Annotated in this window: 20 protein-coding genes; 5 read left to right on the top strand and 15 right to left on the bottom strand. The window is 65.5% G+C overall.

Annotated features, from left to right (window positions below; genetic code table 11):
- Positions 1–84 precede the first annotated feature (84 nt).
- Positions 85–714: a CatA-like O-acetyltransferase gene (locus ACN0S5_RS16695; protein WP_417209870.1), complete on the top strand. Its 630-nt coding sequence runs from the start codon at positions 85–87 to the stop codon at positions 712–714.
- 86 nt (positions 715–800) lie between these two features.
- Here ACN0S5_RS16695 and ACN0S5_RS16690 read toward each other — a convergent pair whose 3' ends face one another.
- Both ACN0S5_RS16690 and ACN0S5_RS16685 read right to left on the bottom strand, forming a co-directional pair.
- Positions 801–2,618 carry an ABCB family ABC transporter ATP-binding protein/permease gene (locus tag ACN0S5_RS16690; RefSeq protein WP_417209869.1) on the bottom strand — a complete coding sequence of 606 codons (1,818 nt, stop codon included), beginning with the start codon at positions 2,616–2,618 and terminating at the stop codon, positions 801–803.
- Between the two features lie 87 nt (positions 2,619–2,705).
- Complete coding sequence (locus tag ACN0S5_RS16685; protein WP_417209868.1) at positions 2,706–5,042, bottom strand: LysM peptidoglycan-binding domain-containing protein; 2,337 nt, start codon at positions 5,040–5,042, stop codon at positions 2,706–2,708.
- A 129-nt stretch (positions 5,043–5,171) separates the two neighbouring features.
- Between ACN0S5_RS16685 and ACN0S5_RS16680 the strand changes: the two genes are divergently transcribed.
- Positions 5,172–5,723, top strand: a complete 552-nt coding sequence (locus ACN0S5_RS16680; protein WP_417209867.1) for a TIGR00730 family Rossman fold protein — start codon at positions 5,172–5,174, stop codon at positions 5,721–5,723.
- On the opposite strand, the gene rarD is transcribed toward ACN0S5_RS16680, so the two are convergent.
- The 9 genes from rarD to ACN0S5_RS16635 all read right to left on the bottom strand — a co-directional run bounded on the left by rarD (position 5,666) and on the right by ACN0S5_RS16635 (position 14,546).
- Positions 5,666–6,580 (bottom strand): EamA family transporter RarD, encoded by a 915-nt coding sequence (gene rarD / locus ACN0S5_RS16675; protein WP_417209866.1) that lies wholly within the window; start codon positions 6,578–6,580, stop codon positions 5,666–5,668. The two genes, ACN0S5_RS16680 and rarD, sit on opposite strands and share 58 nt — an antisense overlap.
- 154 nt (positions 6,581–6,734) lie before the next feature.
- Positions 6,735–7,259 (bottom strand): DUF3592 domain-containing protein, encoded by a 525-nt coding sequence (locus ACN0S5_RS16670; protein WP_417209865.1) that lies wholly within the window; start codon positions 7,257–7,259, stop codon positions 6,735–6,737.
- A 410-nt stretch (positions 7,260–7,669) separates the two neighbouring features.
- Positions 7,670–8,269 (bottom strand): superoxide dismutase, encoded by a 600-nt coding sequence (locus ACN0S5_RS16665; RefSeq protein WP_323772065.1) that lies wholly within the window; start codon positions 8,267–8,269, stop codon positions 7,670–7,672.
- Between the two features lie 92 nt (positions 8,270–8,361).
- A complete protein-coding gene (locus ACN0S5_RS16660; RefSeq protein WP_417209864.1) occupies positions 8,362–8,778 on the bottom strand; it encodes a hypothetical protein in 417 nt (138 codons plus the stop codon).
- 70 nt (positions 8,779–8,848) lie between these two features.
- Complete coding sequence (locus ACN0S5_RS16655; protein WP_417209863.1) at positions 8,849–9,421, bottom strand: sarcosine oxidase subunit gamma; 573 nt, start codon at positions 9,419–9,421, stop codon at positions 8,849–8,851.
- A complete protein-coding gene (locus tag ACN0S5_RS16650) occupies positions 9,414–12,434 on the bottom strand; it encodes a sarcosine oxidase subunit alpha family protein (RefSeq protein ID WP_417209862.1) in 3,021 nt (1,006 codons plus the stop codon). The genes ACN0S5_RS16655 and ACN0S5_RS16650 overlap by 8 nt, the downstream gene beginning before the upstream one ends.
- A 62-nt stretch (positions 12,435–12,496) precedes the next feature.
- Positions 12,497–12,826 (bottom strand): sarcosine oxidase subunit delta, encoded by a 330-nt coding sequence (locus tag ACN0S5_RS16645; protein ID WP_417209861.1) that lies wholly within the window; start codon positions 12,824–12,826, stop codon positions 12,497–12,499.
- 108 nt (positions 12,827–12,934) lie between these two features.
- On the bottom strand, positions 12,935–13,183 hold the full coding sequence (locus ACN0S5_RS16640) for a hypothetical protein (protein WP_417209860.1): 249 nt from the start codon (positions 13,181–13,183) through the stop codon (positions 12,935–12,937).
- A gap of 118 nt (positions 13,184–13,301) precedes the next feature.
- Positions 13,302–14,546 carry a sarcosine oxidase subunit beta family protein gene (locus ACN0S5_RS16635; protein ID WP_417209859.1) on the bottom strand — a complete coding sequence of 415 codons (1,245 nt, stop codon included), beginning with the start codon at positions 14,544–14,546 and terminating at the stop codon, positions 13,302–13,304.
- A gap of 172 nt (positions 14,547–14,718) precedes the next feature.
- On the opposite strand from ACN0S5_RS16635, the gene ccmI reads away from it, so the two are divergent.
- The 3 genes from ccmI (at position 14,719) to ACN0S5_RS16620 (ending at position 16,811) form a co-directional block, all read left to right on the top strand.
- Positions 14,719–15,951 (top strand): c-type cytochrome biogenesis protein CcmI, encoded by a 1,233-nt coding sequence (ccmI, locus tag ACN0S5_RS16630; RefSeq protein WP_417209858.1) that lies wholly within the window; start codon positions 14,719–14,721, stop codon positions 15,949–15,951.
- A gap of 129 nt (positions 15,952–16,080) precedes the next feature.
- Positions 16,081–16,563 (top strand): Holliday junction resolvase RuvX, encoded by a 483-nt coding sequence (gene ruvX, locus ACN0S5_RS16625; protein WP_417209857.1) that lies wholly within the window; start codon positions 16,081–16,083, stop codon positions 16,561–16,563.
- Positions 16,564–16,574: 11 nt separating this feature from the next.
- Positions 16,575–16,811, top strand: coding sequence for a DUF1289 domain-containing protein (locus ACN0S5_RS16620; protein WP_417209907.1), 237 nt, complete (start codon positions 16,575–16,577; stop codon positions 16,809–16,811).
- On the opposite strand, the gene ACN0S5_RS16615 is transcribed toward ACN0S5_RS16620, so the two are convergent.
- The 4 genes from ACN0S5_RS16615 to dusA all read right to left on the bottom strand — a co-directional run bounded on the left by ACN0S5_RS16615 (position 16,808) and on the right by dusA (position 20,727).
- Positions 16,808–17,992 (bottom strand): calcium-binding protein, encoded by a 1,185-nt coding sequence (locus tag ACN0S5_RS16615; protein ID WP_417209856.1) that lies wholly within the window; start codon positions 17,990–17,992, stop codon positions 16,808–16,810. The genes ACN0S5_RS16620 and ACN0S5_RS16615 overlap by 4 nt on opposite strands.
- Before the next feature lie 156 nt (positions 17,993–18,148).
- Positions 18,149–18,925 (bottom strand): hypothetical protein, encoded by a 777-nt coding sequence (locus ACN0S5_RS16610; protein ID WP_417209855.1) that lies wholly within the window; start codon positions 18,923–18,925, stop codon positions 18,149–18,151.
- A complete protein-coding gene (locus tag ACN0S5_RS16605) occupies positions 18,916–19,731 on the bottom strand; it encodes a sulfite exporter TauE/SafE family protein (protein ID WP_417209854.1) in 816 nt (271 codons plus the stop codon). Before ACN0S5_RS16605 ends, ACN0S5_RS16610 begins: the two co-directional genes overlap by 10 nt.
- A gap of 3 nt (positions 19,732–19,734) precedes the next feature.
- Positions 19,735–20,727 carry a tRNA dihydrouridine(20/20a) synthase DusA gene (dusA, locus tag ACN0S5_RS16600; RefSeq protein ID WP_417209853.1) on the bottom strand — a complete coding sequence of 331 codons (993 nt, stop codon included), beginning with the start codon at positions 20,725–20,727 and terminating at the stop codon, positions 19,735–19,737.
- Between the last annotated feature and the right edge of the window lie 9 nt (positions 20,728–20,736).

Below are 20,736 nucleotides of genomic sequence, written 5' to 3'. Positions count from 1 at the left end.
TTATTGCCTCTCCCAAAGCAGAAGCTGTTTCAGGCAGGGTTTGAAACAGCCGTTTTGCGGCAGAGGCATCACAGGAGGTCACCGATGGCCGAACATTTGGTCGATCTGGACAGCTGGCCGCGTGCGGAACAGTTCCGGTGGTTCAAGACCTTCGAGAAACCGCATTACGCCGTGACCGTCAGGTTGAACGCGACACGGCTGATGACAACGCGCAAGCCGCAGGGCGCGTCGGTCTTTCGCGCCTGTCTGCATGCCATCGGGCATGGTCTGCACGCGGTGCCAGAACTGAACATGCGGTTTCGCGGCGATGTCGTGGTGCGGCATGACAGCGTTGTGTTGTCCTCTCCGGTGCCGCGTCCCGGAGGCGGGTTCAATTTCTCCTACGTCCCGTTTCATGAGGATTTCGCGCGGTTCGACCATAGCGCCATCGCGGCGATCGAAGAGGCCCGGAACCGGAAAACGCTGGAGGCGAACACCGGGCGCGGCGACGCGGTGGCCTATATGTCCTGCCTGCCGTGGCTGGATTTCACGTCGCTGGACAATGCCATGCCGGATGCCGAGGACTGCATTCCCCGTGTCGCTTGGGGCAAGATCGTGCCCGAAGGCGGCGGCTGGCGCATGGCGATGAGCCTGCAAGTGCATCACGCGCTGGCGGATGGCGAGCATCTGGGCGCGTATTTCGCCGCCGCGCAGGAGGCGTTGGACGGGGGTTGACGCGATGGGGCGGCGGTGGGGTGGCGGTGGGTTGGAAACCCACACTACGGGTCGGGCCGACCGGCCTGCGGCGGGGAAACCCCGCCCTAGGCGGCCTCGTCCTCGCCCGCCTGTTGCCGCGCCCAAAGCGCGGCATATCGCCCCTGCCGGATCAGCAGATCGTCATGGGTGCCCTGTTCGACCACCTGCCCGTCCTGCAACACCACAATGCGGTCGGCGTCAGCGATGGTCGACAGCCGGTGCGCGATGGTGATGACGGTCCGCCCCTCGCCCGCGCGGCGCAGCGCCTCCTGGATCGAGGCCTCTGTTTCGGTGTCCAGCGCGCTGGTCGCCTCATCCAGCAGCAGGATCGGCGGGTCCTTGAGCAGGGTCCGCGCAATGCCGACCCGCTGCTTTTCACCGCCCGACAGTTTCAGGCCGCGCTCACCCACCTGGGTCGCGTAACCCTCCGGCAGGCTGGCGATAAAGTCATGGATCTGGGCGGCGCGGGCGGCGGCCACGATGTCGTCCTCTGTCGCGCCGTCGCGGCCATAGGCGATGTTGTAGCGAATGGTGTCGTTGAACAGCACCGTGTCCTGCGGAACGACACCGATGGCGGCGTGCAGGCTGTCCTGCGTGACGTCGCGCAGGTCCTGCCCGTCAATCGCCACCCGTCCGCCGTCCACGTCGTAGAACCGGAACAGCAACCGCCCGATGGTCGATTTGCCCGACCCGGAAGGGCCGACCAGCGCCACGTTCTCCCCCGCGCCCACGGTCACGTCGATGCCCTTGAGGATCGGGCGGGCGGGATCATAGCCGAAATGCACATCTTCGAAGGTGACAACACCGCCCGCGACGTCCAGACCCGGCGCGCCGGGTTTGTCCGACACCTCGCGCGGCTGTTCCAGCAGTTCGAACATCTCGCCCATATCCACCAGCGCCTGCCTGATCTCACGGTAGACGGTGCCGAGAAAGTTCAGCGGCATGGTGATCTGGATCATGTAGGCGTTGACCATAACGAAATCGCCCACCGTCAGCGCGCCGTTCTGCACGCCCGTTGCGGCCATGACCATGACAGCAACCAGACCGCTGGTGATGATCAGCGACTGCCCGGTGTTCAGCGCCGCCAGAGAGGTCGCCGTCTTGATTGCCGCCGCCTCATAGCCCTGCATGGCCACGTCATAGCGCGCGGCCTCTCGCCCTTCGGCGCCGAAATACTTGACGGTTTCGAAATTCAGCAGACTGTCGATCGCCTTTTGGTTGGCATCGGTGTCCTGCTTGTTCATTTCACGGCGCAGCTTCACCCGCCATTCCGTCACCTTGAAGGTAAAGATGATATAGAGGCTGATCACCCCCACCACGACCGCCAGATACCAGACATCGAAGAGGAAAAAGAGCACCGCCGCGACCAGCACCAGTTCCAGCATCAAAGGCCCGATGCTGAACAACAGGAACCGCAGCAGGAATTCGACGCCTTTGACGCCACGTTCAATGATGCGGCTGAGGCCGCCGGTCTTGCGCGTGATGTGATAGCGCATCGACAGGCGGTGGATATGGGTAAAGGTCTCTAGCGCCAGACGGCGCAGGGCGCGTTGCCCGACCTTGGCAAAGACCGCATCGCGCAATTGCTGAAAGCCCACGGTCATCAGCCGCGCCACGCCGTAGGCCACGGTCAGCCCCACCGCCCCCAGCATCAGGTCGGACACATCCCCGGACAGCGTATCGACCGCCGCCTTGTAGAGGATGGGGGTAAAGACGGCGATCAGCTTGGCCAGCACCAGAAAGCCCAGCGCGATGACCACGCGGCGCTTGGCCCATGTCTGGCCCTCGGGCCAGAGATAGGGGCCGACGCGGCGGATGGTGCGCCAGCCCGAGCGGCGCTCTTCGCGGGCGATGTCACTGGCGGAGGTCAAATCTGGTGGCATGGGGGACCTTTGGCTGATCCCCTCACCTAGCCCTTTGGGTGCCGGGTTTCCAGAGCCGCCCCAACAATGGCCCGCCGGGGGTGCCGATCAGTTCCCGGTTCCGTCCGGCAGGTTGAAGATCTGGCCGGGATAGATCAGGTCGGGGTTGCGGATCCGCTCTCGGTTGGCCTCGAAGATACGGACGTATTGCATCCCGTCGCCGTAACGCTTGCTGGAAATCCCCCAGAGCGTGTTGCCCGGCTGGATGGTCACGGTGCGGACCGGGCCATCGCCGCCCCCGGCAAGGACGCGTTCCAGCACGGCGGCGCTTTCGCGCAAGAACGGGCTTTCGACGCGGGCGATGACCTGACCGCGCTCGTTGATCTGGTCGATGCGCAGCACATAGGTGCCCTGATCCACCTCTGGCAGTTCCACCCGCCAGCCGCCGTCTTCGCGAATACGCGAGGTGGTGACGGGGGTATTGTCGAGGTAGATGCGCACAAAGGCCGATGTCTTGCCGCGTCCCGACAGCAGAACGTCGCCCTGATCGTCGTAGCTGATCGAATCGAGCGCCACGTCCCCGGGCGCGATGGGCGCGGTTGACAGCGCCTCGATCCCGCGCGGTGTGGACAGAAGCACCGCAGGCGCGCGCGGCGAGGATGGCGGGTCGCCCGCCTCTGGCAAGGCGCGGGCGGTGATGACCGGGTCCACGGCGGGCCGCGCCGGGTCTGCGCCGTCGGCGGGGCCGACAGGTCCGGGGATGGTGGTGGTGACAGCGCCGACCCGCGGCGCATCCGGGTCGGTGTCGTCAACCGGCACAGCGGTGCCGGGCACAGCCCCCGGACGCAGCGGGGCCGCGCCGATCTCGGGCGCGGGTTGCGCGCCGGGAACAGGCCCGCGCGCCGGTGCGCCGTTCCATTTCGGCGCGCCCAGCGGATCGGGACCGGCCCCGACCTCGGGCTGTGGAAAGGCGCGGGCGATCTGCTCGGGCTTGGCAACGGGCGCGCCTTCGGCGGCACTGGGATCGACAGTGGGGTTGGCACCGGGAACAGAACCGGGATCAGAACCGGGATCGGCGGCGGCAACGGCACCGCTGTCCCCTGCGGGCGGCGAGGTGGTGGGCGGCGTGGTTGCCGGGGCCGCGGCGACAGGGACCGGATCGCCCTCGGGGGCGTCGGGGTCGGGCTGCGTCTCAAGGATCGGGCCGGTATCGACGGGGGTCTTGGGCTGACGTTCCGGGGTGATGTCGGCGGCGGCCACCTGCTGCGGGGCCACGATCACCTCGCCCTCGGACAGGACGGTCTTTTCATCGGCGGTCTGACGCAGGCTGATCACCGCCGCCCGGTCCGGCGGCAGGTTGAGGAAGGTGGTGAACTTGCCGTCGCTTCCGATCTCCAGCGTCTCGACGGGTTCGCCATCGACGATGACCTCCAGCTTGGCCCCCGGCTCACCGCCACCGGCGATCAGCGAAAACCCGTCGGTCTCGGCGCGCACCACGTCAAAGCTGGGCCGTTTGATCACCACGTCTCCGTCGAGCAGCAATTCGGGAACCACGGCGGTTGCGCCCGGATCGAAAAGCGGCAGCAGCGATCCGGCCACGGTCGCCGGGTCCGGATCTGGCGCATCGGGCGCGGCGCCGCCTTCTATCGGCGCGGGGGCGGCGGCGGTCTCGACCGGGGCGGGGGCCGCGCTGGTCTCATCCGGGGCGGGGGCGGCGACGGTCACGCCCGGCAAAGGGGCCGCGACAGGCGTGGACGGTTCCGGCTTGGCAGTTACTGTTTCGTCCGGCACGGGCAGCGCGCCCGCCTCATCCGGCGCAGGCGCGGCGGCGGTCTCACCGGGGGCAAGCGGACGGGGGGGCTGCGGCGGCTCGGACGTCACCGGATCGACCACGGCTGCCGTTTCCACCGGCGGGGTTGCCGGGTCGGTCGCATCCACGGTCGCAACCGGCGGGGTCGCCGGGTCGGTCGCATCCACAGCCTCGACCGGCGGGGTTGCCGGGTCGGTTGCATCCACAGCCTCGACCGGCGGGGTTGCCGGGTCGGTTGCCTCCACAGTCTCGACCGGCGGGGTTACCGGGTCGGTTGCCTCCACAGCCTCGACCGGCGGGATCGCAACCGGAGGCGTAGCCGGGTCGGTCGCATCCACAGCCTCGACCGGCGGGGTTGCCGGGTCAGTTGCCTCCACAGTCTCGACCGGGGCCGGATCAGGGGACGTCACCGGATCTGCCGCAGGCTTGGCCGGATCGGCTGAAGCCAGCGGCGCATCCGCTTCCGGCGCAATCGGCGGCACCGGCGCGTCCGGTGCGGTGACAACGGCGGCGGGGGGCGGCCCGTCCACGGGCTTTGTGCCCGGCAACTGGATCATGCCGGTCATCACCATCGTGGTCACGGCCCCGACGGTTCCTGCGCCAGCGATGGCCCAATAGAGTGCGATCTTGCTCATGGCAGCCTTCCGAAAGTCTGTCCCTGAGGCCGCAGTCCCCCGACGGGACCACAGGGTGGTTGAGCGTGTATATCCCACAGGCTACGAAGGGTCAAAAGTCGTTTTCTTTCGCCAACCTCGGGGCCTTTCATGCATAAAATGTCCATCTGCGTCTATTGCGGGTCGCGCAAGGGCGGAAATCCCGACTTCACGGACGAGGCAGAGGCGCTGGGACAGGCGCTGGCCGCGGAAGGCTGGCGACTGGTATACGGTGCCGGCGACGTGGGCCTGATGGGCACCGTGGCGCGGGCGGCACAGGCCGCCGGGGGCGAGACCTTTGGCGTGATCCCGACCCACCTGTTGCAGATGGAGGTCGGCAAGACCGATCTCACCCGGTTTGTGATCACCGAGACCATGCATGAGCGCAAGAAGGTCATGCTGATGAACGCCGACGCGGTGGTGGTCATGCCCGGCGGGGCCGGGTCACTGGACGAGTTTTTCGAGGTGCTGACATGGCGGCAACTGGGCCTGCATCAAAAACCCATCGTGCTGCTGGATGTGGCCGGGTACTGGGGACCGCTCAAGGCGCTGATGCGTCATGTGGTCGACAGCGGGTTCGCCGATGCCTCGCTGCTGGACTACGTTCAGAGCGGCGGTTCGGCAACCGAGGTCATGACGCTTTTGCGGCGCGCCCTGTCCTGAGCGAAACCCGACCCTGAGTACAGCGCCAGAGCGACCCAGATCAGCCCGAAGGCCGCGATATGCCACGGGGTCAGCGGCTCACCGAACAGCACCACGGCGCAAAAGAACTGCAAGGTCGGGTTGAGGTATTGCAGCAATCCCAGCGTCGCCATGTTCACCTTCTTGGCGGCGGCGGAAAACAGGATCATCGGCAAGGCGGTCAGCACACCCGAAAAGATCAACAGGGCCGAGGTCCGGAGATCCGCACCGAAAACGCCTTGGCCCTGCGCCTGAAGCACAAGCAGCCAGAACAGCGCCAGCGGACTGAGCAGCAGAACCTCGGCGGTGACGGACACCACCGCGCCCACGGCCATGCGCTTTTTCACCAGACCGTAGGCACCAAAGGTGACGGCCAGCGTCAGCGCGATCCACGGCGCGCTGCCCAGCCCAAGGGTCAGCGTGGTCACCGCCAGAGCGGCCAGAGCCACCGCCACCCATTGCAGCACGGCCAGCCGTTCGCGCAGCACCACCACCCCCAACAGCACCGCAACCAGCGGAAAGATGTAGTACCCCAGTGAGGTTTCGCGAACCTGCCCGATCTGAACCGAAAAGATGAAGAGAAACCAGTTGGTCGTGACCATCAGGGCGGCAAAGCCGGTGGTCACGACCGCCCTGCCCGTCCCCAGCGCCTCGCGCAATTTGCCCAGCCGTCCCTGCACCGCCAGCAGCCCGGCAAAGACCACCAGCGACCAAAAGGTACGATGCGCCAACAGTTCCAGCGACGGCACGTTGATCAGCAGCTTGTAGTAGATCGGCGAGAGGCCCCAGATCGTGCAAGCGCCGATCATCAGGAGGATGCCTTGGGTCTGGGCGGGCATGATGGTCTCCGGTCAATGCCCCTGCCCTATAGAGCGGCGCGCCGGGCTGCAAGACGGGGCCATCGGTTCGGGGCATCCTCGTTGCGCTGTCCTTGGGGCCGACGCGCGCCGGTCCGGGGCGTCACCGGGTCACGACAAGCCCCCCGGTCGTGCCTCAATCACCTGTTCCGCCGCGCAGCCAGCGGCGCACCCGCCAGGCCCCGAAAAGCGCAGGGATCAGGGTGATCAGGCCAATCGAAAATATCGTCAGCGGCAGCGCCCAAAGCTGTTCGAAGGCAGGCAGTTTCACATTGCCCTTGGTCGCGGGATTGAACAGGATCCCGTGGCGCGATCCGATCTCGAACCCCCAGTTTGCCGAGGATTGTCCGAGGCTGGCCTCGGTCATTTCCCCGTCTCGAAATTCATAGCGAAAGACCGGACCGTAGACCGTGTGGGTGCCCTTCCAGGGGGTCCAGTCCTCCCACTCGTAGACGCGGACAACCTCGCCGGTGGCCGTTTCGGCGCGCGAGACAAAGTTCACGCTGTCAAAGGCCAGAAGCGCCGCCGCCGCCAAAAACAGCACCGGCGTCACGAAGATCAGCACCCAGACGCGCCAGGACACCTGCCGCTGCCCGTCCGGTGTCGTGCGCCACAGGAATTGCTGTGTCTGGTTCATCCGCATGATCAGGCTGCGCAGCATCGTGCCCCCCACGCCTGACCGGCCCGTGACCGTACCGGACCGCCCTTTGGGCAATCCGCCAGAAACCTGACTGCATCCATGGCCTGAAATCCCTTTCCGAAGTGGTGACGATGGCCCGTGTGGCTCCGGGCCATGACGAAGACACCGCCACTTTACGATTTTCCTTCCTGCTTGTGAATCGCGGGGCTCGGAAATCACGGGCCGTGCATCAATCCTCCCGGTTCAATAAAGCTGTGGGCGACGCGCACCCAGTTCTTTGAAAACGCCCAGATGTGGATCGACCGGGTCAGACAGGCCGCCACCGCACGCACAGCAGCGGCGGACGCAAAACGCCCCCGCAATGTCTTGCGAGGGCGTGTTTTCTATCTGACATCGGGCAGGCGATCCCCTGCCCCGATCCGATCCGGGACTTACAGCCGCGAGGCCACGTTTTCCCAGTTCACCAGATTGTCGAGGAAGTTGGCAAGGTAGGCCGGACGCTTGTTGCGGAAGTCGATGTAGTAGGAATGCTCCCACACGTCGCAGCCCAGCAGAGCCGTCTGGTCAAAGCACAGCGGGTTCACGCCGTTTTCGGTCTTGGTGATCTTCAGGCCGCCGTCGGCGTCCTTGACCAGCCACGCCCAGCCCGAGCCGAACTGGCCCGCGCCCGCAGCGGAAAACTGCGATTTGAAGTCGTCGACCGTGCCAAAGCTTTCCTTGATGGCAGCTTCGAGTTCGGACGGCATCGCGTTCGGGCCGGGGCCCATCATTTCCCAGAACTGCATGTGGTTCCAGTGCTGCGACGCGTTGTTGAACACGCCCGACTGCGCCACGGCGCCCGCCTGATACGTGCCCTTTACGATTTCCTCGAGCGATTTGCCCTCCCACTCGGTCCCGGCAATCAGCTTGTTGCCGTTGTCGACATAGGCCTTGTGGTGGATATCGTGATGGTATTCCATCGTTTCCTGGCTCATGCCCTGGCTGGCCAGAGCGTCATGTGCGTACGGAAGATCGGGAAGTTCAAAAGCCATGGTGCACCCCTTCATTATGTGGCGGTATACTGCTCAATAGGTGTCCCTCTCGCAGAGGAAGGTCAACCCTGCCGGACCCCGGAATGATGCGTTCAGCCTGAAAGTTTTGTCACCTTGCAGGTTCCGGCGCGGCTGAACTGGCCTTCAAAGCCAATCGGACGGGCGGACACATTCACCTTGCCATTGGCCTTGAGATAGGTGGCGCGGTACGACATCCGCACGGTCTGGTTCGACGTGGACCGCATGTCCAGTTCCCAGGCAACGGTGACACGCGCGGCGTTGTCGCGCACCAGCCTGCCCTCGACCGGGACGCCTTCGTTAAAGCCCAGGATCGCCGCGTCGGACACAACGACCCGGTCGCTTGCGCGGTCCAGCGCGAAAAAGACCAGCGGTTGTATCCACTGCCGCCCGGAGGTGCCGTCAAGCACGCATTGATACGCGGTCTTTTCGGCCAAAGCCGCGCCGCAAGTAATGGCCCAGAACAGGGCCGACAGGATCATGCGGTGCATTGCGGCTCCATCGTCGGGGTTGCGCAGGCACTATCCGCAGCCGCGCGCCCCAAGGCAACCGCATGCGGGGTTATTTGACGTGAAAGCCCACAAAGCTGTCCGGGTCGGCCACCGTGCTGAGCAGGTTGAACATGTATTCCGCCACCGAGCGAAAGCAGAAAACCCGCGCCGTACTGTCGTCCACCAGCCAGACCCCGGCGGCGACCTGCGCAAACCGCGTGCGACGCAGTTCCCCGGCGGGCAGCGCCTCGGGGGCGAAATCGACCGGGGCCAGCTTGGCCAGCACGTCGCGGATCTGGGTGCCGCGCAGTTGGAACAGCGCGCGCATGTCCGAGACGTTGACGACCAGACAATGCTGCCCCGCCAGCGCGGCGTTCAGCCGGTCAACCGCCGAACCCGCCTGCCGATAGGGCACAAGGATCAGCAGTTCGTCCGGCGACATCCAGAGCAAGCCGGTGTCTCCGGCGGTATTGGCACCGCGCCGGTCAGGCAGTGGCTGTCCGGTCAGGTCGGTCACGGCGGCACTCACCTCGGGCGCGGACAGATCGCCGCGCAAGGTGATCATCCCCTGCGGTCCGATTTCGCGCACCTCGACAAGGCCCTCAAAGCTGGTGCCGCCCAGCGGCAGGGTGGGTTCAGACATTCTGCTTCTCCCCTTCGGGATCAAAGAAGACCGGGTTAACGATGCGGGCCGGGTGCTCTGTCTCGCCATCGTCGCCAATGAAGGTGACGACCTCGCCCATGCGGTCGGGTCCGTGTTTGACCAGCCCCATGGCGATGCCCTTGCCCAGCGTCGGCGAATGATAGGTCGAGGTCACGCGCCCCTGCGTGTTGCGCTGGCCGTTGGCGTTTCTGCCCGGCGCCACCGCATAGGCACCGTCCGGCAGGACAGAACCATCCAGCGTTTCCAGCCCCACAAGCTGCCAGCGCTCCGGGTCGGCCATGTGGCTGCGGGCCTGCGCGCGCTTTCCCAGATAGTCCTCTTTCTTCTTCGAAATCGCCCAGTGCAGGCCCAGATCCTGCGGGATGATGGTGCCGTCGGTTTCATCGCCGATCATGATAAAGCCCTTTTCGGCGCGCATGATGTGCAGCGCCTCGGTGCCGTAGGGGGTGGCGTTCCATTCGGCCCCCGCCTCCAGCACTTTGTCCCAAAAGGCACGGCCCTGATGGGCGGGCACGGCGATCTCATAGCTGAGCTCACCCGAGAAGGAGATCCGGTAGACCCGGACCGGGAACCCGGCCAGCGTGCCATCCGCCCAGCCCATGAACGGCAGCGTGTCCTTGGCCACATCCATGCCGCCCAGCTTTTCCAGCAGCTTGCGCGCGTTGGGGCCAACCACCGCGACCTGGGCGTATTGCTCGGTCACGTTGGCGGTGTAGACCTTCCAGTCCCACCATTCGGTCTGCAACCACTCTTCCATATGAGCATGGATGCGATCCGCGCCGCCGGTGGTGGTGTGGCACAGGAAGGTGTCCTCATCGATGCGCGCCACCACGCCGTCGTCACTGAGAAAGCCGTTTTCCGAACACATCAGACCGTAGCGGCATTTGCCCGGTTTCAGCGTCGACATCATGTTGGTGTACAGCATGTCGAGGAAACGGCCCGCGTCCGGCCCCTTGACGATGATCTTGCCCAAGGTGGAGGCGTCAAGCAGACCAAGGCTGTCGCGGGTGGCCAGCACCTCGCGGTGGACGGCCTGTTCCACGGTTTCGCCGTCGCGCGGGAAACAATAGGGCCGACGCCAGTGGCCGACCGGCTCCCAATGGGCGTTGTTGGCATCGTGCCAGCCATGCAGCGGCGTCTTGCGCAGCGGCTGAAAGATCTCACCGCGCGCCTCACCGGCAATCGCCCCCATGCTGATGGGCGTATAGGGCGGGCGAAAGGTGGTGGTGCCAACCTGCGGGATCGCCTCACCCAAAGATCCAGCAAGCGTCGCCAGTCCGTTGATGTTGCTGAGTTTTCCCTGATCGGTCGCCATGCCCAGCGTGGTATAGCGCTTGGTGTGTTCGACGCTTTCATAGCCTTCGCGCGCGGCCAGTTGCACGTCCGACACCTTGACGTCGTTCTGGTAATCCAGCCAGGTCTTCATCCGCAGGTCGTCCCAGGCATTCGCGGGCATCAACCAGACCGGCATCATCGCCGCCTCATCGGCGTCGGTCGCCTTGGGCGCGGCAAAGCGGCGGGGTTTGCCCCCTGCGGCCTTGGACACGGTTTTTGCCGATGTATCAGCGTCTTCCAGTACATCGTTCAGGCGCAAATGACCGTTGGAACTGCCCACACAGGTGACAAACCCCTCACCATCGTGGCTGGTCGGCGCGCGGGCGGGATCGGGTCGGAAAAAGGCCTGCGTGTCGTCCCAAGTCAGCTTGCCCCCGCAATGCGACCACAGGTGCACCACCGGCGACCAGCCGCCCGACATGGCGACCGCATCGCATTTGATCTCTTCCAGCATCGCGCCGCCGCCCGCCATTGTGCAGAGCACGACGCCAGTCACCCGCTTGCCGCCCTTGACCTTGGCAATGGCGCGCCCGGTCTCGACCCGGATGCCCAGCGCCTTGGCCTCTTCCATCAGCGCGCCGCCGCCGAGTTCGCGGGCATCGATCACCACGGGCACCGCCATCCCCGCCTTTTTCAACGCGATGGCGGTGCGATAGGCGTCGTCGTTGTTGGTCACGACCACGGTCTTTTCGCCCGCAGCGACGCCGTAATTCACAAGGTAGTCGCGCACCGCCGAGGCGAGCATGACACCCGGCACGTCATTGCCAGCAAAGCTAAGAGGGCGTTCGATCGCGCCGGTGGCGTTGATGATCTGCTTGGTCCGGATGCGCCACAGACGGTGACGCGGGCCGCGTGTCTTGGCCAGATGGTCGGTCAGACGCTCATAGCCCAGCACATAGCCGTGGTCATAAACCCCGGCCCCCATGTTGCGGGTGCGCATCGTGACATTTGGCATGTCTTCAAGGGCTTGCACGGTTGCCTTGATCCAGTCGTCCGGCGGCATCCCGTCGATCTCGCCGCCATCCACCGGCGCGCGCCCGCCCCAGTGGGCGGTCTGCTCCAACAGCAGCACCTTGGCCCCGGAATCCCCCGCCGCCTTGGCCGCCTGCAAACCGGCCACGCCGCCGCCGACCACCAGCACATCCACAAAGGCATAGAAATGCTCATAGGTGTCGGGGTCGCGCGTTTCGGGGTCGGGTGCCTTGCCCAGACCCGCCGACTGGCGGATGAAGGGCTCGTAAACGTGCTTCCAGAACGGACGCGGGTGGATGAAGGTCTTGTAGTAGAACCCCGCCGTCAGGTAGCGCGCAAAGAACCCGTTCAGCGCGCCGATGTCATAGTCCAGCGACGGCCAGTGGTTCTGCGAACGCGCCGCGAGGTTCGGGAACAGTTCCGTCGTGGTCGCCCGCTGGTTGGGCTCATGCCGGACGCCCTGCCCGAGGTTCACCAGCGCGTTGGGTTCTTCGGCCCCGCTGGCAACGATGCCGCGCGGACGGTGGTATTTGAAACTGCGGCCCACCAGCATCTGGTCATTCGCCAGCAGCGCCGAGGCAAGCGTATCGCCGTCCGCGCCGGTCATGGACCTGCCGTTGAAGGTGAATTTGACGGTCGAATTGCGGTCGATCAGACGGCCGCCACTGGCGAGACGGATGCTCATGGCTCAGGCCTTTACGTTTGTCTGGCGGGTGGAAAGAGGGGTATTTTTACAGAGAAGAAACATCAGGACAGATCCCTCCACGACCAGCCGGGGCGCTTGGCGGTAATATTGTCCAGCAGGTCCTGCGGCGGCTGAAAGGTCTGTGCCGGGTAGGTGCCGAAGACCTCCATCGTCAGGGTGCAGCGCGCGGCGTGAAACCACTTGCCGCAGCCGTTCACATGCCGCCAGCGTTCGAAATGCACACCCTTGGGGTTTTCGCGGGTGAACAGGTAGCCCTCGAAATCATCGTCCGACGCATCGGGGCCATGGCGCGTGATATGCGCCTCGCCCCCGGCGTGCAGTTCGGTTTCATCGGCCTCGACGCCGCAGCAGGGGCAGGTGAGGATCAGCATGGCAGAGCCTCCTTCGGTGACATGTTCGGTGACATGGGACGGGACGTGAAAAGGCCGGGGCGCGCATGCACCCCGGCCTTGCAGCCGGCCCGAAACGGACCAGTGACGTCAGTTGTCGCCCGCGGGTTTTGCATCCGGGGACGCGTCAACGGCAGGCGCGCCATCGCCCTGCACGGTGATGTTGAGGTCAGCGCCGCCGCCATCCGCGGCAGGCGACCCGATGTCACCGGCAAAGATAACGTAGGCCAGAACCGCGACGACAACCACGAGAATGCCGACAATGAACGCGAGCCCGGTGTTTCCGCCGGTGTCGCGGGTTGTGGTTGTGGTCGTATTGTTGTGCGTGGCGTCCGACATGGGGAGCCCTCCTTTGCTGTCATCTCGACTGTGCGATCTGACAGAGGAACGCCTTTGCCCGCGTCCGGGTTCCATGGCCCGCGCGCAGGGTCGGCAACAGGATGCGCAGGACACAGCATCAGTGAGCCACCCCCGCAGCCACGCTTTCGTCGATGAACTTGCCTTCGCGGAAGCGCCACATGCTGAACTCTTCGGTCAGCGGCGACTGCCCGCGCGCCATCAGCTCGGCAAAGCCCCAGCCAGAGCCGGGGATCGCCTTGAACCCGCCGGTGCCCCAGCCGGAGTTGATGAAACAGCCCTCCAGCGGCGTCTTGGACAGGATCGGAGAGCGGTCGCCGGTCACATCCACGATCCCGCCCCACTGGCGCAGCATCTTGAGCCGGGACAGCATCGGGAAAGTTTCGATCAGCGCGCGCACGGTTTCCTCGACGTGGTGGAACGATCCGCGCTGGGTAAAGCCGTTGTAGCCATCGGTGCCGCCGCCGATGACCATCTCGCCCTTGTCGGACTGGCTCATGTAGCCGTGCACGGTATTGGCCATGACGACGCAGTTCATGATCGGCTTGATCGGCTCTGACACCAGCGCCTGAAGCGGCACCGATTCCAGCGGCAGGCGGAAGCCCGCCATATCGGCCAGTTCGCCGGAGTGCCCGGCCACCACGATGCCCAGTTTCTCGCAGCCGATGTCGCCCTTGGTGGTCTGGACGCCGGTGACGCGCCCGCCCTCCTGGCGGATTCCGGTGACCTCACATTTCTGGATGATGTCCATGCCCATGGCCGAACAGGCCCGCGCATAGCCCCAGGCCACCGCATCGTGACGGGCAGAGCCGGCCCGTTCCTGCCAGAGCGCGCCCAGCACCGGGTAACGCGGCCCGGCGAGGTTGATGATCGGCACGATCTCCTTGACCTCACGCGGGGTGATGAACCGGGTTTCCACCCCTTGCAGCGCGTTGGCATGCGCCGTGCGCAGATAGCCGCGCACCTCATGTTCGGTCTGCGCCAGCATCATGACGCCGCGCGGGCTGAACATTACGTTATAGTTCAGGTCCTGGCTCATCGTCTCGTACAGAGAGCGAGCCTTTTCGTAGATCGCCGCCGACGGGTCCTGTAGATAGTTCGACCGGATGATGGTGGTGTTGCGACCGGTGTTGCCGCCCCCCAGCCAGCCCTTTTCGATCACCGCGACATTGGTGATGCCAAAGTTCTTGCCAAGGTAATAGGCGGTGGCAAGGCCATGCCCCCCCGCGCCCACGATCACGACGTCGTAGCGTTTCTTGGGCTGCGCATTGCGCCAGGCGCGCTCCCAGTGCTTGTGACCGAAGAAGGCTTCGCGGGCGATGGCAAAGGCGGAGTAACGTTTCATGTGGCTCGAATCCGGTTCATCCGTTTCGGGAGTGATGCACTCAAACGCCAATGTGCAGGTGTGTGCAACCGTCACAATACCTTGCAGTTGCGACATGGCGCGCCATGCGGGGCTTTTGCCCTTTTTTCCGGGCCGTCCGCGGCTTAAGTCAGGACGAAGGAAAGGGAGGGCCATGACGCTATTCTGGATCGTGACAGGAACAGCCGCCGTGCTGGCAGCCGCGGCGCTGGTTCTTGCGCTGTTGCGCGGGCGGCGGGCGACCGGCCCGTCAGAGGCCTATGACCTGGAGGTCTACCGCGACCAGCTCAAGGAGGTCGAGGCAGACGCCGCGCGCGGCAAGATCCCGGAAGATGAGGCTGAGCGCCTCAGGGTCGAGATTTCGCGCCGTCTGCTGGGGGCCGACGCCAAGATGCAGGCCAGCGGCGACAGTGCGGTGCAGCCTCGGGTTCTGGGATATGCGTTGGCGGCGGCGATTTCGCTGCTGGTGGTGGGGGGCGGCTTTGCCCTCTACACGTGGATCGGCGCGCCGGGATACGGCGATGCCCCGCTGAAGACACGTCTGGCCCGCGCCGAAGAGGCGCTGAAAAGCCGCGTCTCGCAAGAGGCGATGGAGGCGCGCGTGCCGCCACGGCCCGCGCCCGACGCCGCGCCCGAATACCTGCAACTGGTCGACCGCCTGCGCGGTGCGGTTGCCGAGCGCCCCGACGACATGCAGGGCCACGTCCTGCTGGCCCGGTCCGAGGCGGCGCTTGGCAATTTCCCCGCCGCCTACAAGGCGCAGGCGCAGATCATCCGGCTCAAGGGCGATGCCGCCACCGCGCAGGATTACACCGATCTGGCAGACATGATGATCCTTGCTGCGGGTGGCTATGTCTCGCCGCAGGCGCAGATGGTGCTGGAACAGGCCCTGACGCGCGACCCGGACAATGGCGTCGCGCGCTACTACGGCGGGCTGATGATGGCGCAGGTCGGACGTCCCGACGTCGGCTTTCGCATGTGGAACAAGCTGTTGCGCGAAAGCTCGGCGCAGGATCCGTGGGTCGGGCCGATCACCGAGCAGATCGAGGATCTTGCCTTTCTGGCGGGTGAGCAGAACTTTCAGATGCCCAAACTGGCCGGTGCCGCCCCCGGCCCCAGTCAGGCCGATGTCGCCGCCGCCGCAGACATGACGCCCGAGGAACGGCAGGAGATGATCAAGGGCATGGTCAGTCAACTGTCAGAGCGGCTTGCCGAAGAGGGCGGCCCGGTCGAGGACTGGGCGCGGCTGATCTCATCGCTGGGGGTTCTGGGTGAGACGGATCGCGCCAGCGCGATCTACGCCGAGGCGCAGACCGTCTTTGGCGCCAGCCCCAAGGCGCTGGCGCTGTTGCAAGGCGCGGCGCAGCGGGCCGGGATTGCGGACTGATCCTTTGACACCACCACCCTCGCCCCGCGCGCCCTGCCCCGAGGCACCGGCCAAAGGCCGGGGCCGAGACACCCTGCGCGCCGCAAGGCGCTCAATCGGATTGCGCCTGTCAGACGGGATATCGTGGCCATGATTCATGACGACATCAAGGATTTTCTGGCCGATCTTGCGCCCATGTCGGCCCTTGCCGGGCTTGATCTGGGCACCCGCACCATCGGTGTTGCGGTCTCGGACCGGTTTCGCTCTGTCGCCACGCCGCTTGAGACCGTCAAGCGCAAGAAATTCGGGCTCGACGCGGCGCAACTGATCAAGATCCTGGAGGCGCGAGAGATCGGCGGCATCATCCTTGGCCTGCCCCGCAATATGGATGGCTCAGAGGGGCCGCGATGTCAGTCGACCCGCGCCTTTGCCCGGAACTTTTCCGCGCTCTGGCCGGGGCCGATTGGTTTCTGGGATGAACGGCTGTCCACCGTGGCTGCGGAAAAAGCCCTGCTGGAGGCGGATACGACGCGAAAACGTCGCTCCGAGGTCATAGACCACGTCGCGGCTGCCTATATCCTGCAAGGGGCTCTTGACCGGATGCGCCATCTCGGTACTCCGGACGAGGGATGAAAAGAGGCATGATGAAAGACGATATCTGGCACCGCAACGAGATCGAAAGCCCCTGCGTGAAGATCTGCGTGATCCACCCGCAAGAGCGGCTGTGCACCGGCTGCCTGCGCACCGCGCGCGAGATCACGCTGTGGTCCAACATGTCCCATGACGAGCGGCGCGAGGTGATGGACGATCTGGCGAACCGCTCGGGCCGCCTGCGCAAGCGCCGAGGCGGGCGCGCGGCCCGCCTCAAACGTCAGGATTAGGCAAGCCCGCCGGTCTGGATCAACACGTCCGACATCGCGACCGGGCCGCCGACCAGAACCACCTGATAGGTGAACCCGTCAACGCTCAACGCGACTTCGAAGGGGTATGTTGCGCCCGGCGCGGTCTCGGTGATGAAGACCTCGGCGGTGGCAAGGTCGGCCTCGTCGATATCAAAGACAATCACGTCTTCGCCGCTGGTAAAGTCGACAAAGATCGGGCTGTACTCCGAGGCATTGGCGTCCAGCGTATCCGCGCCCTCGCCGCCATAGACCAGTGTTCCCGCCAGCAGGTCATCCCCGGCGTCGCCATAAACATCGACATCGCCAACCGCATAGATCGCGTCGTTGCCGTCGCCGCCATGCAGGACACCGGAAAAGCCGGAAACAAGGGCGTTGACCCCCGGCGCGCCGATGCTGTCATCGCCCGGACCACCGTCAACGTCGATGGTATAATCCCCGGTCGAGAACAGCTCGAACACGTCGTTGCCCGCGCCGCCCTCGACGGTGACATTGGCCGAATCGACATTGATCAGGTCATTGCCGGGGCCCAGATCGACCACATTTGCATCGGTCAGCGGAGAGGACACAAACGGCCGGTCGATAAAGACCTGATCGTTGCCCGCACCCGCGTCGATGACGTCAGACCCGAAGCCGGATGTGATGACGTCGTTGCCAAGACCGCCGGTCAGGGTGTCGTCGCCCTCATCGCCGTCGATCACATCGTCCCCGTCGTCGCCATCGACCACGTCGTCGCCTGCGCCCGCCAGCAACGTATCGTTGCCCGCACCGCCGGTCAGCACGTCGTCGCCCGCGCCGCCTGCAAGTTCGTCGTCATTGACGCCTCCGCCCAGCACGTCAGCGCCCGGCCCGCCGTCCAGACTGTCCTCGCCAAGCCCGCCGGACAGGCTGTCATCGCCCTCTTCGCCCAACAGCGTATCGTTCCCGGCATTGCCCCTGAGGTCGTCGTTCCCCGCGCCGCCCAGCACAAAGTCGTTCCCCGCCAGCGCAGCGATAAAGTCATCGTCCCCGCCCAGCGTGATCTCGTCGTCCCCCATGGTGGGCGCGTCGGGATCGGTGCCGCCGCCAGAGCCGCCACCATCAGAGCCCCCGCCGTCATCGCCTGAATCCCCCAACACAAGGCCAAGCAGCAAAAGCGGCAGAATAGACATCAAAACAATCATGGAAATTGTCCCCCCACAGGATTTCAAAGGGCGAGTGGACACTTAAACACCTAATTTTGAAACAAAATTTTTAGACCGTTTCGAAATTAGCGACAATTCCGGGCCAAACGCCGTCTTTGATCACGAAATGCGCAAGGACACCGGCACCGGTGCAACTCAGGGCTGCAACCAGCGCCGGACATTGCCGCTGATCAACGGACGGAAATAGGCCACCATACGACCCTCGGGCGCGGCGTTGGCCCCGTCCTGCCACGGTGCGATGCCGTGCAGGGCCAGTCGGTGCAGCAGGATCGCCTCTCCCGGCGCGGCGGGCAGCGTGACCCGGCGACAGGTTTCGAAACAGGCGCGGCGCGCGGCGGCATAGGCCTCGGTTATATCGACACCGCCCCAGTCCTCGGGGGGATAGTCCTCCAGCGCCGTGCGCAGCGCCGCGCGGATCACCGTGTGGCTGCCCTCCCAGACCACCAGCGGGCTGGCCTCCGGATCGGCCTCGGTCAGCGGCAGGCCCAGAATCCAGGCGTGCGGTTCCAGAATGCGGCGGCGGCGGTCCGGCCCTTCGGCGATGATCCCGTCGACATGCGCCGCGTCCCGCGTCAGCCGATAGCGAAATCCCGCATCGCTTTCGCCGCCGCGCCGCTTTGGATAGCCCGGAAAGGTCACCGACAACTGCGCGGGATGCAGGGCGGGCAAAGGCCCCAGCCTGTCGATGGCCGGACCGGCCAGCGGCACCCCCGCGATGCTGCCATCGGGGGAGGTGGGCAGCGCATCGACGCCGACAAACCATGTCCCCTGACATTGCAGCCACTTGGCGCGCATCGCCGGATCGGCCAGCACCTCATGGCCCGCGCTCCGCGCCGCCCGCGCCCATGCCAGCGTCTGTGGGCTGCTCGCAAACCGCGTCCAGCCAAGGGTATCCGGATCGCCTAGCCCCAAAGCGCCTCTCGCATCATGTTGACCGCAACCAGCAGGATGAACCCGGCAAAGACCCGGCGCAAGACCAGCGCCGGCAGCGCATGGGCCAGCCGCGCGCCCAGCGGGGCGGTCAGAAAGGTCATGCAGACGGTGATCAGAAAGGCCGGTCCGTTCACCGCGCCCAGCGTCCACGGCGGTGCGCCCGCGACCGAGACAAGGACAAAGCCGATCACCGAGGGCACCGCAATCAGCAGGCCAAAGCCCGCCGCCGTCGCCACCGCCCGGTGCATCGGCACGCTGTAGAGCGTCATCAGCGGCACGCCGAAACTGCCGCCGCCGATCCCCATCAGGACCGACAGGAACCCGACCATCGGCGACAGCACACCGCGCGTCCCGCCCTCCGGCATCTGCGGGCCGATCCGCCAGTCCTTGCGCCCGAAGGCAAGGTAGAGCCCGACAATCGTCGCCAGAACCGCAAAGATCAGCGCCAGCGCGTCCGACCGCAGCCGCGCCGCGACCATCACCCCCAGCACCGCGCCCAACGCGATCCCCGGTGCCCAGCGGCGCAGCAGGTCCCAGTCGACCGCGCCGCGCTTGTTATGCGCCATCACAGACCGCGTCGACGTGACGATGATCGAGGCCAGAGAGGTGGCCAGACAGACCTGCATCAGTTGCGGCCCGTCAAACTCCAGCGCCGTGAAGACATAGTAATAGGCGGGGACAAGGATGATCCCGCCGCCGACGCCAAACAGACCCGCAAGGATACCGGCAAAGCCCGCCGCCACGACGAGGATACCCACGAGGGGCAGAAAAATCGAGAAGTCCATATGTCAGGCTGCCTTTGCCGATCCGATGTGAGTAAGCGCGCGTTCCAACAGCTCCGGCCCCGCGCCGTCGCGGCTGGCGCCTTCGGACAGGATCTGCCGCCAGCGCCGCGCGCCGGGACGCCCCGCGAAAAGCCCCATCATGTGACGGGTGATCTGGTTCAGCCTGCCGCCCGCGCTCAGGTGCGCCTCGATATAGGGGAACATGGCGCGGGCCACGTCCTCGGGCGTCTTGGTGTCGTTTGGCTGCCCCCAGACGCGGGCATCCGCCGCGCCCAGAATGTCCCATGGCTGGTGATAGGCGGCGCGGCCGACCATGACGCCATCCAGCCCATCGTCCAGAAACCCCTGAACCTGATCCAGATCGGTGATACCGCCGTTGACCGACAGATGCAGATGCGGAAACAGCGCGCGCATCCGGCGGATCAGGTCATAGTCCAGCGGCGGAATATCGCGGTTCTCCTTGGGGCTGAGCCCCTGCAACCACGCCTTGCGTGCGTGGATGATGATGCGTGAACAGCCCACCGCCCCAAGGCGCGCAAGGAATTCCGGCAGCACGGTTTCGGCGTCCTGATCGTCGACGCCGATGCGGCATTTCACCGTCACCTCGATGTCGACAGCGTCCTGCATGGCACGCACGCAGTCGACCACGGTCTGCGGGTGTTTCATCAACACCGCGCCAAAGGTGCCCGATTGCACCCGGTCCGACGGGCAGCCGCAGTTGAGGTTGATCTCATCATAGCCCGCCGCCTGCCCGATCCGCGCCGCCTGCGCCAGTTCGTAGGGATCAGACCCGCCCAGTTGCAGCGCCACGGGATGATCCTCGGGGGCGTGGTCCAGCAGATGCAGCGCACCGCCCCGGACCAACGCGGGCGCGGTCACCATCTCTGTATAAAGCAACGCCTGCCCCGACATGAGACGATGAAAGTACCGGCAATGCCGGTCCGTCCAATCCATCATCGGGGCAACAGACAGTCTAGCGTGTTGGGTTATTCTCATTTTGTTCTT

Origin of the sequence: Antarctobacter sp. (genome assembly GCF_048262615.1) — a bacterium.
In the GTDB taxonomy this organism is placed as follows: Bacteria; Pseudomonadota; Alphaproteobacteria; order Rhodobacterales; family Rhodobacteraceae; genus Antarctobacter.
The sequence above is the reverse complement of the archived record's forward strand: the minus strand, read 5'-3'. Positions and strand labels throughout refer to the sequence as shown.

Coding starts and splice junctions, on each gene's coding strand:
- ACN0S5_RS16695 (WP_417209870.1), top strand. CDS start 85: ATGGCCGAACATTTGGTCGATCTGGACAGCTGGCCGCGTGCGGAACAG.
- ACN0S5_RS16690 (WP_417209869.1), bottom strand. CDS start 2,618: ATGCCACCAGATTTGACCTCCGCCAGTGACATCGCCCGCGAAGAGCGC.
- ACN0S5_RS16685 (WP_417209868.1), bottom strand. CDS start 5,042: ATGAGCAAGATCGCACTCTATTGGGCCATCGCTGGCGCAGGAACCGTC.
- ACN0S5_RS16680 (WP_417209867.1), top strand. CDS start 5,172: ATGCATAAAATGTCCATCTGCGTCTATTGCGGGTCGCGCAAGGGCGGA.
- rarD (WP_417209866.1), bottom strand. CDS start 6,580: ATGCCCGCCCAGACCCAAGGCATCCTCCTGATGATCGGCGCTTGCACG.
- ACN0S5_RS16670 (WP_417209865.1), bottom strand. CDS start 7,259: ATGCTGCGCAGCCTGATCATGCGGATGAACCAGACACAGCAATTCCTG.
- ACN0S5_RS16665 (WP_323772065.1), bottom strand. CDS start 8,269: ATGGCTTTTGAACTTCCCGATCTTCCGTACGCACATGACGCTCTGGCC.
- ACN0S5_RS16660 (WP_417209864.1), bottom strand. CDS start 8,778: ATGCACCGCATGATCCTGTCGGCCCTGTTCTGGGCCATTACTTGCGGC.
- ACN0S5_RS16655 (WP_417209863.1), bottom strand. CDS start 9,421: ATGTCTGAACCCACCCTGCCGCTGGGCGGCACCAGCTTTGAGGGCCTT.
- ACN0S5_RS16650 (WP_417209862.1), bottom strand. CDS start 12,434: ATGAGCATCCGTCTCGCCAGTGGCGGCCGTCTGATCGACCGCAATTCG.
- ACN0S5_RS16645 (WP_417209861.1), bottom strand. CDS start 12,826: ATGCTGATCCTCACCTGCCCCTGCTGCGGCGTCGAGGCCGATGAAACC.
- ACN0S5_RS16640 (WP_417209860.1), bottom strand. CDS start 13,183: ATGTCGGACGCCACGCACAACAATACGACCACAACCACAACCCGCGAC.
- ACN0S5_RS16635 (WP_417209859.1), bottom strand. CDS start 14,546: ATGAAACGTTACTCCGCCTTTGCCATCGCCCGCGAAGCCTTCTTCGGT.
- ccmI (WP_417209858.1), top strand. CDS start 14,719: ATGACGCTATTCTGGATCGTGACAGGAACAGCCGCCGTGCTGGCAGCC.
- ruvX (WP_417209857.1), top strand. CDS start 16,081: ATGATTCATGACGACATCAAGGATTTTCTGGCCGATCTTGCGCCCATG.
- ACN0S5_RS16620 (WP_417209907.1), top strand. CDS start 16,575: ATGAAAGACGATATCTGGCACCGCAACGAGATCGAAAGCCCCTGCGTG.
- ACN0S5_RS16615 (WP_417209856.1), bottom strand. CDS start 17,992: ATGATTGTTTTGATGTCTATTCTGCCGCTTTTGCTGCTTGGCCTTGTG.
- ACN0S5_RS16605 (WP_417209854.1), bottom strand. CDS start 19,731: ATGGACTTCTCGATTTTTCTGCCCCTCGTGGGTATCCTCGTCGTGGCG.
- dusA (WP_417209853.1), bottom strand. CDS start 20,727: ATGAGAATAACCCAACACGCTAGACTGTCTGTTGCCCCGATGATGGAT.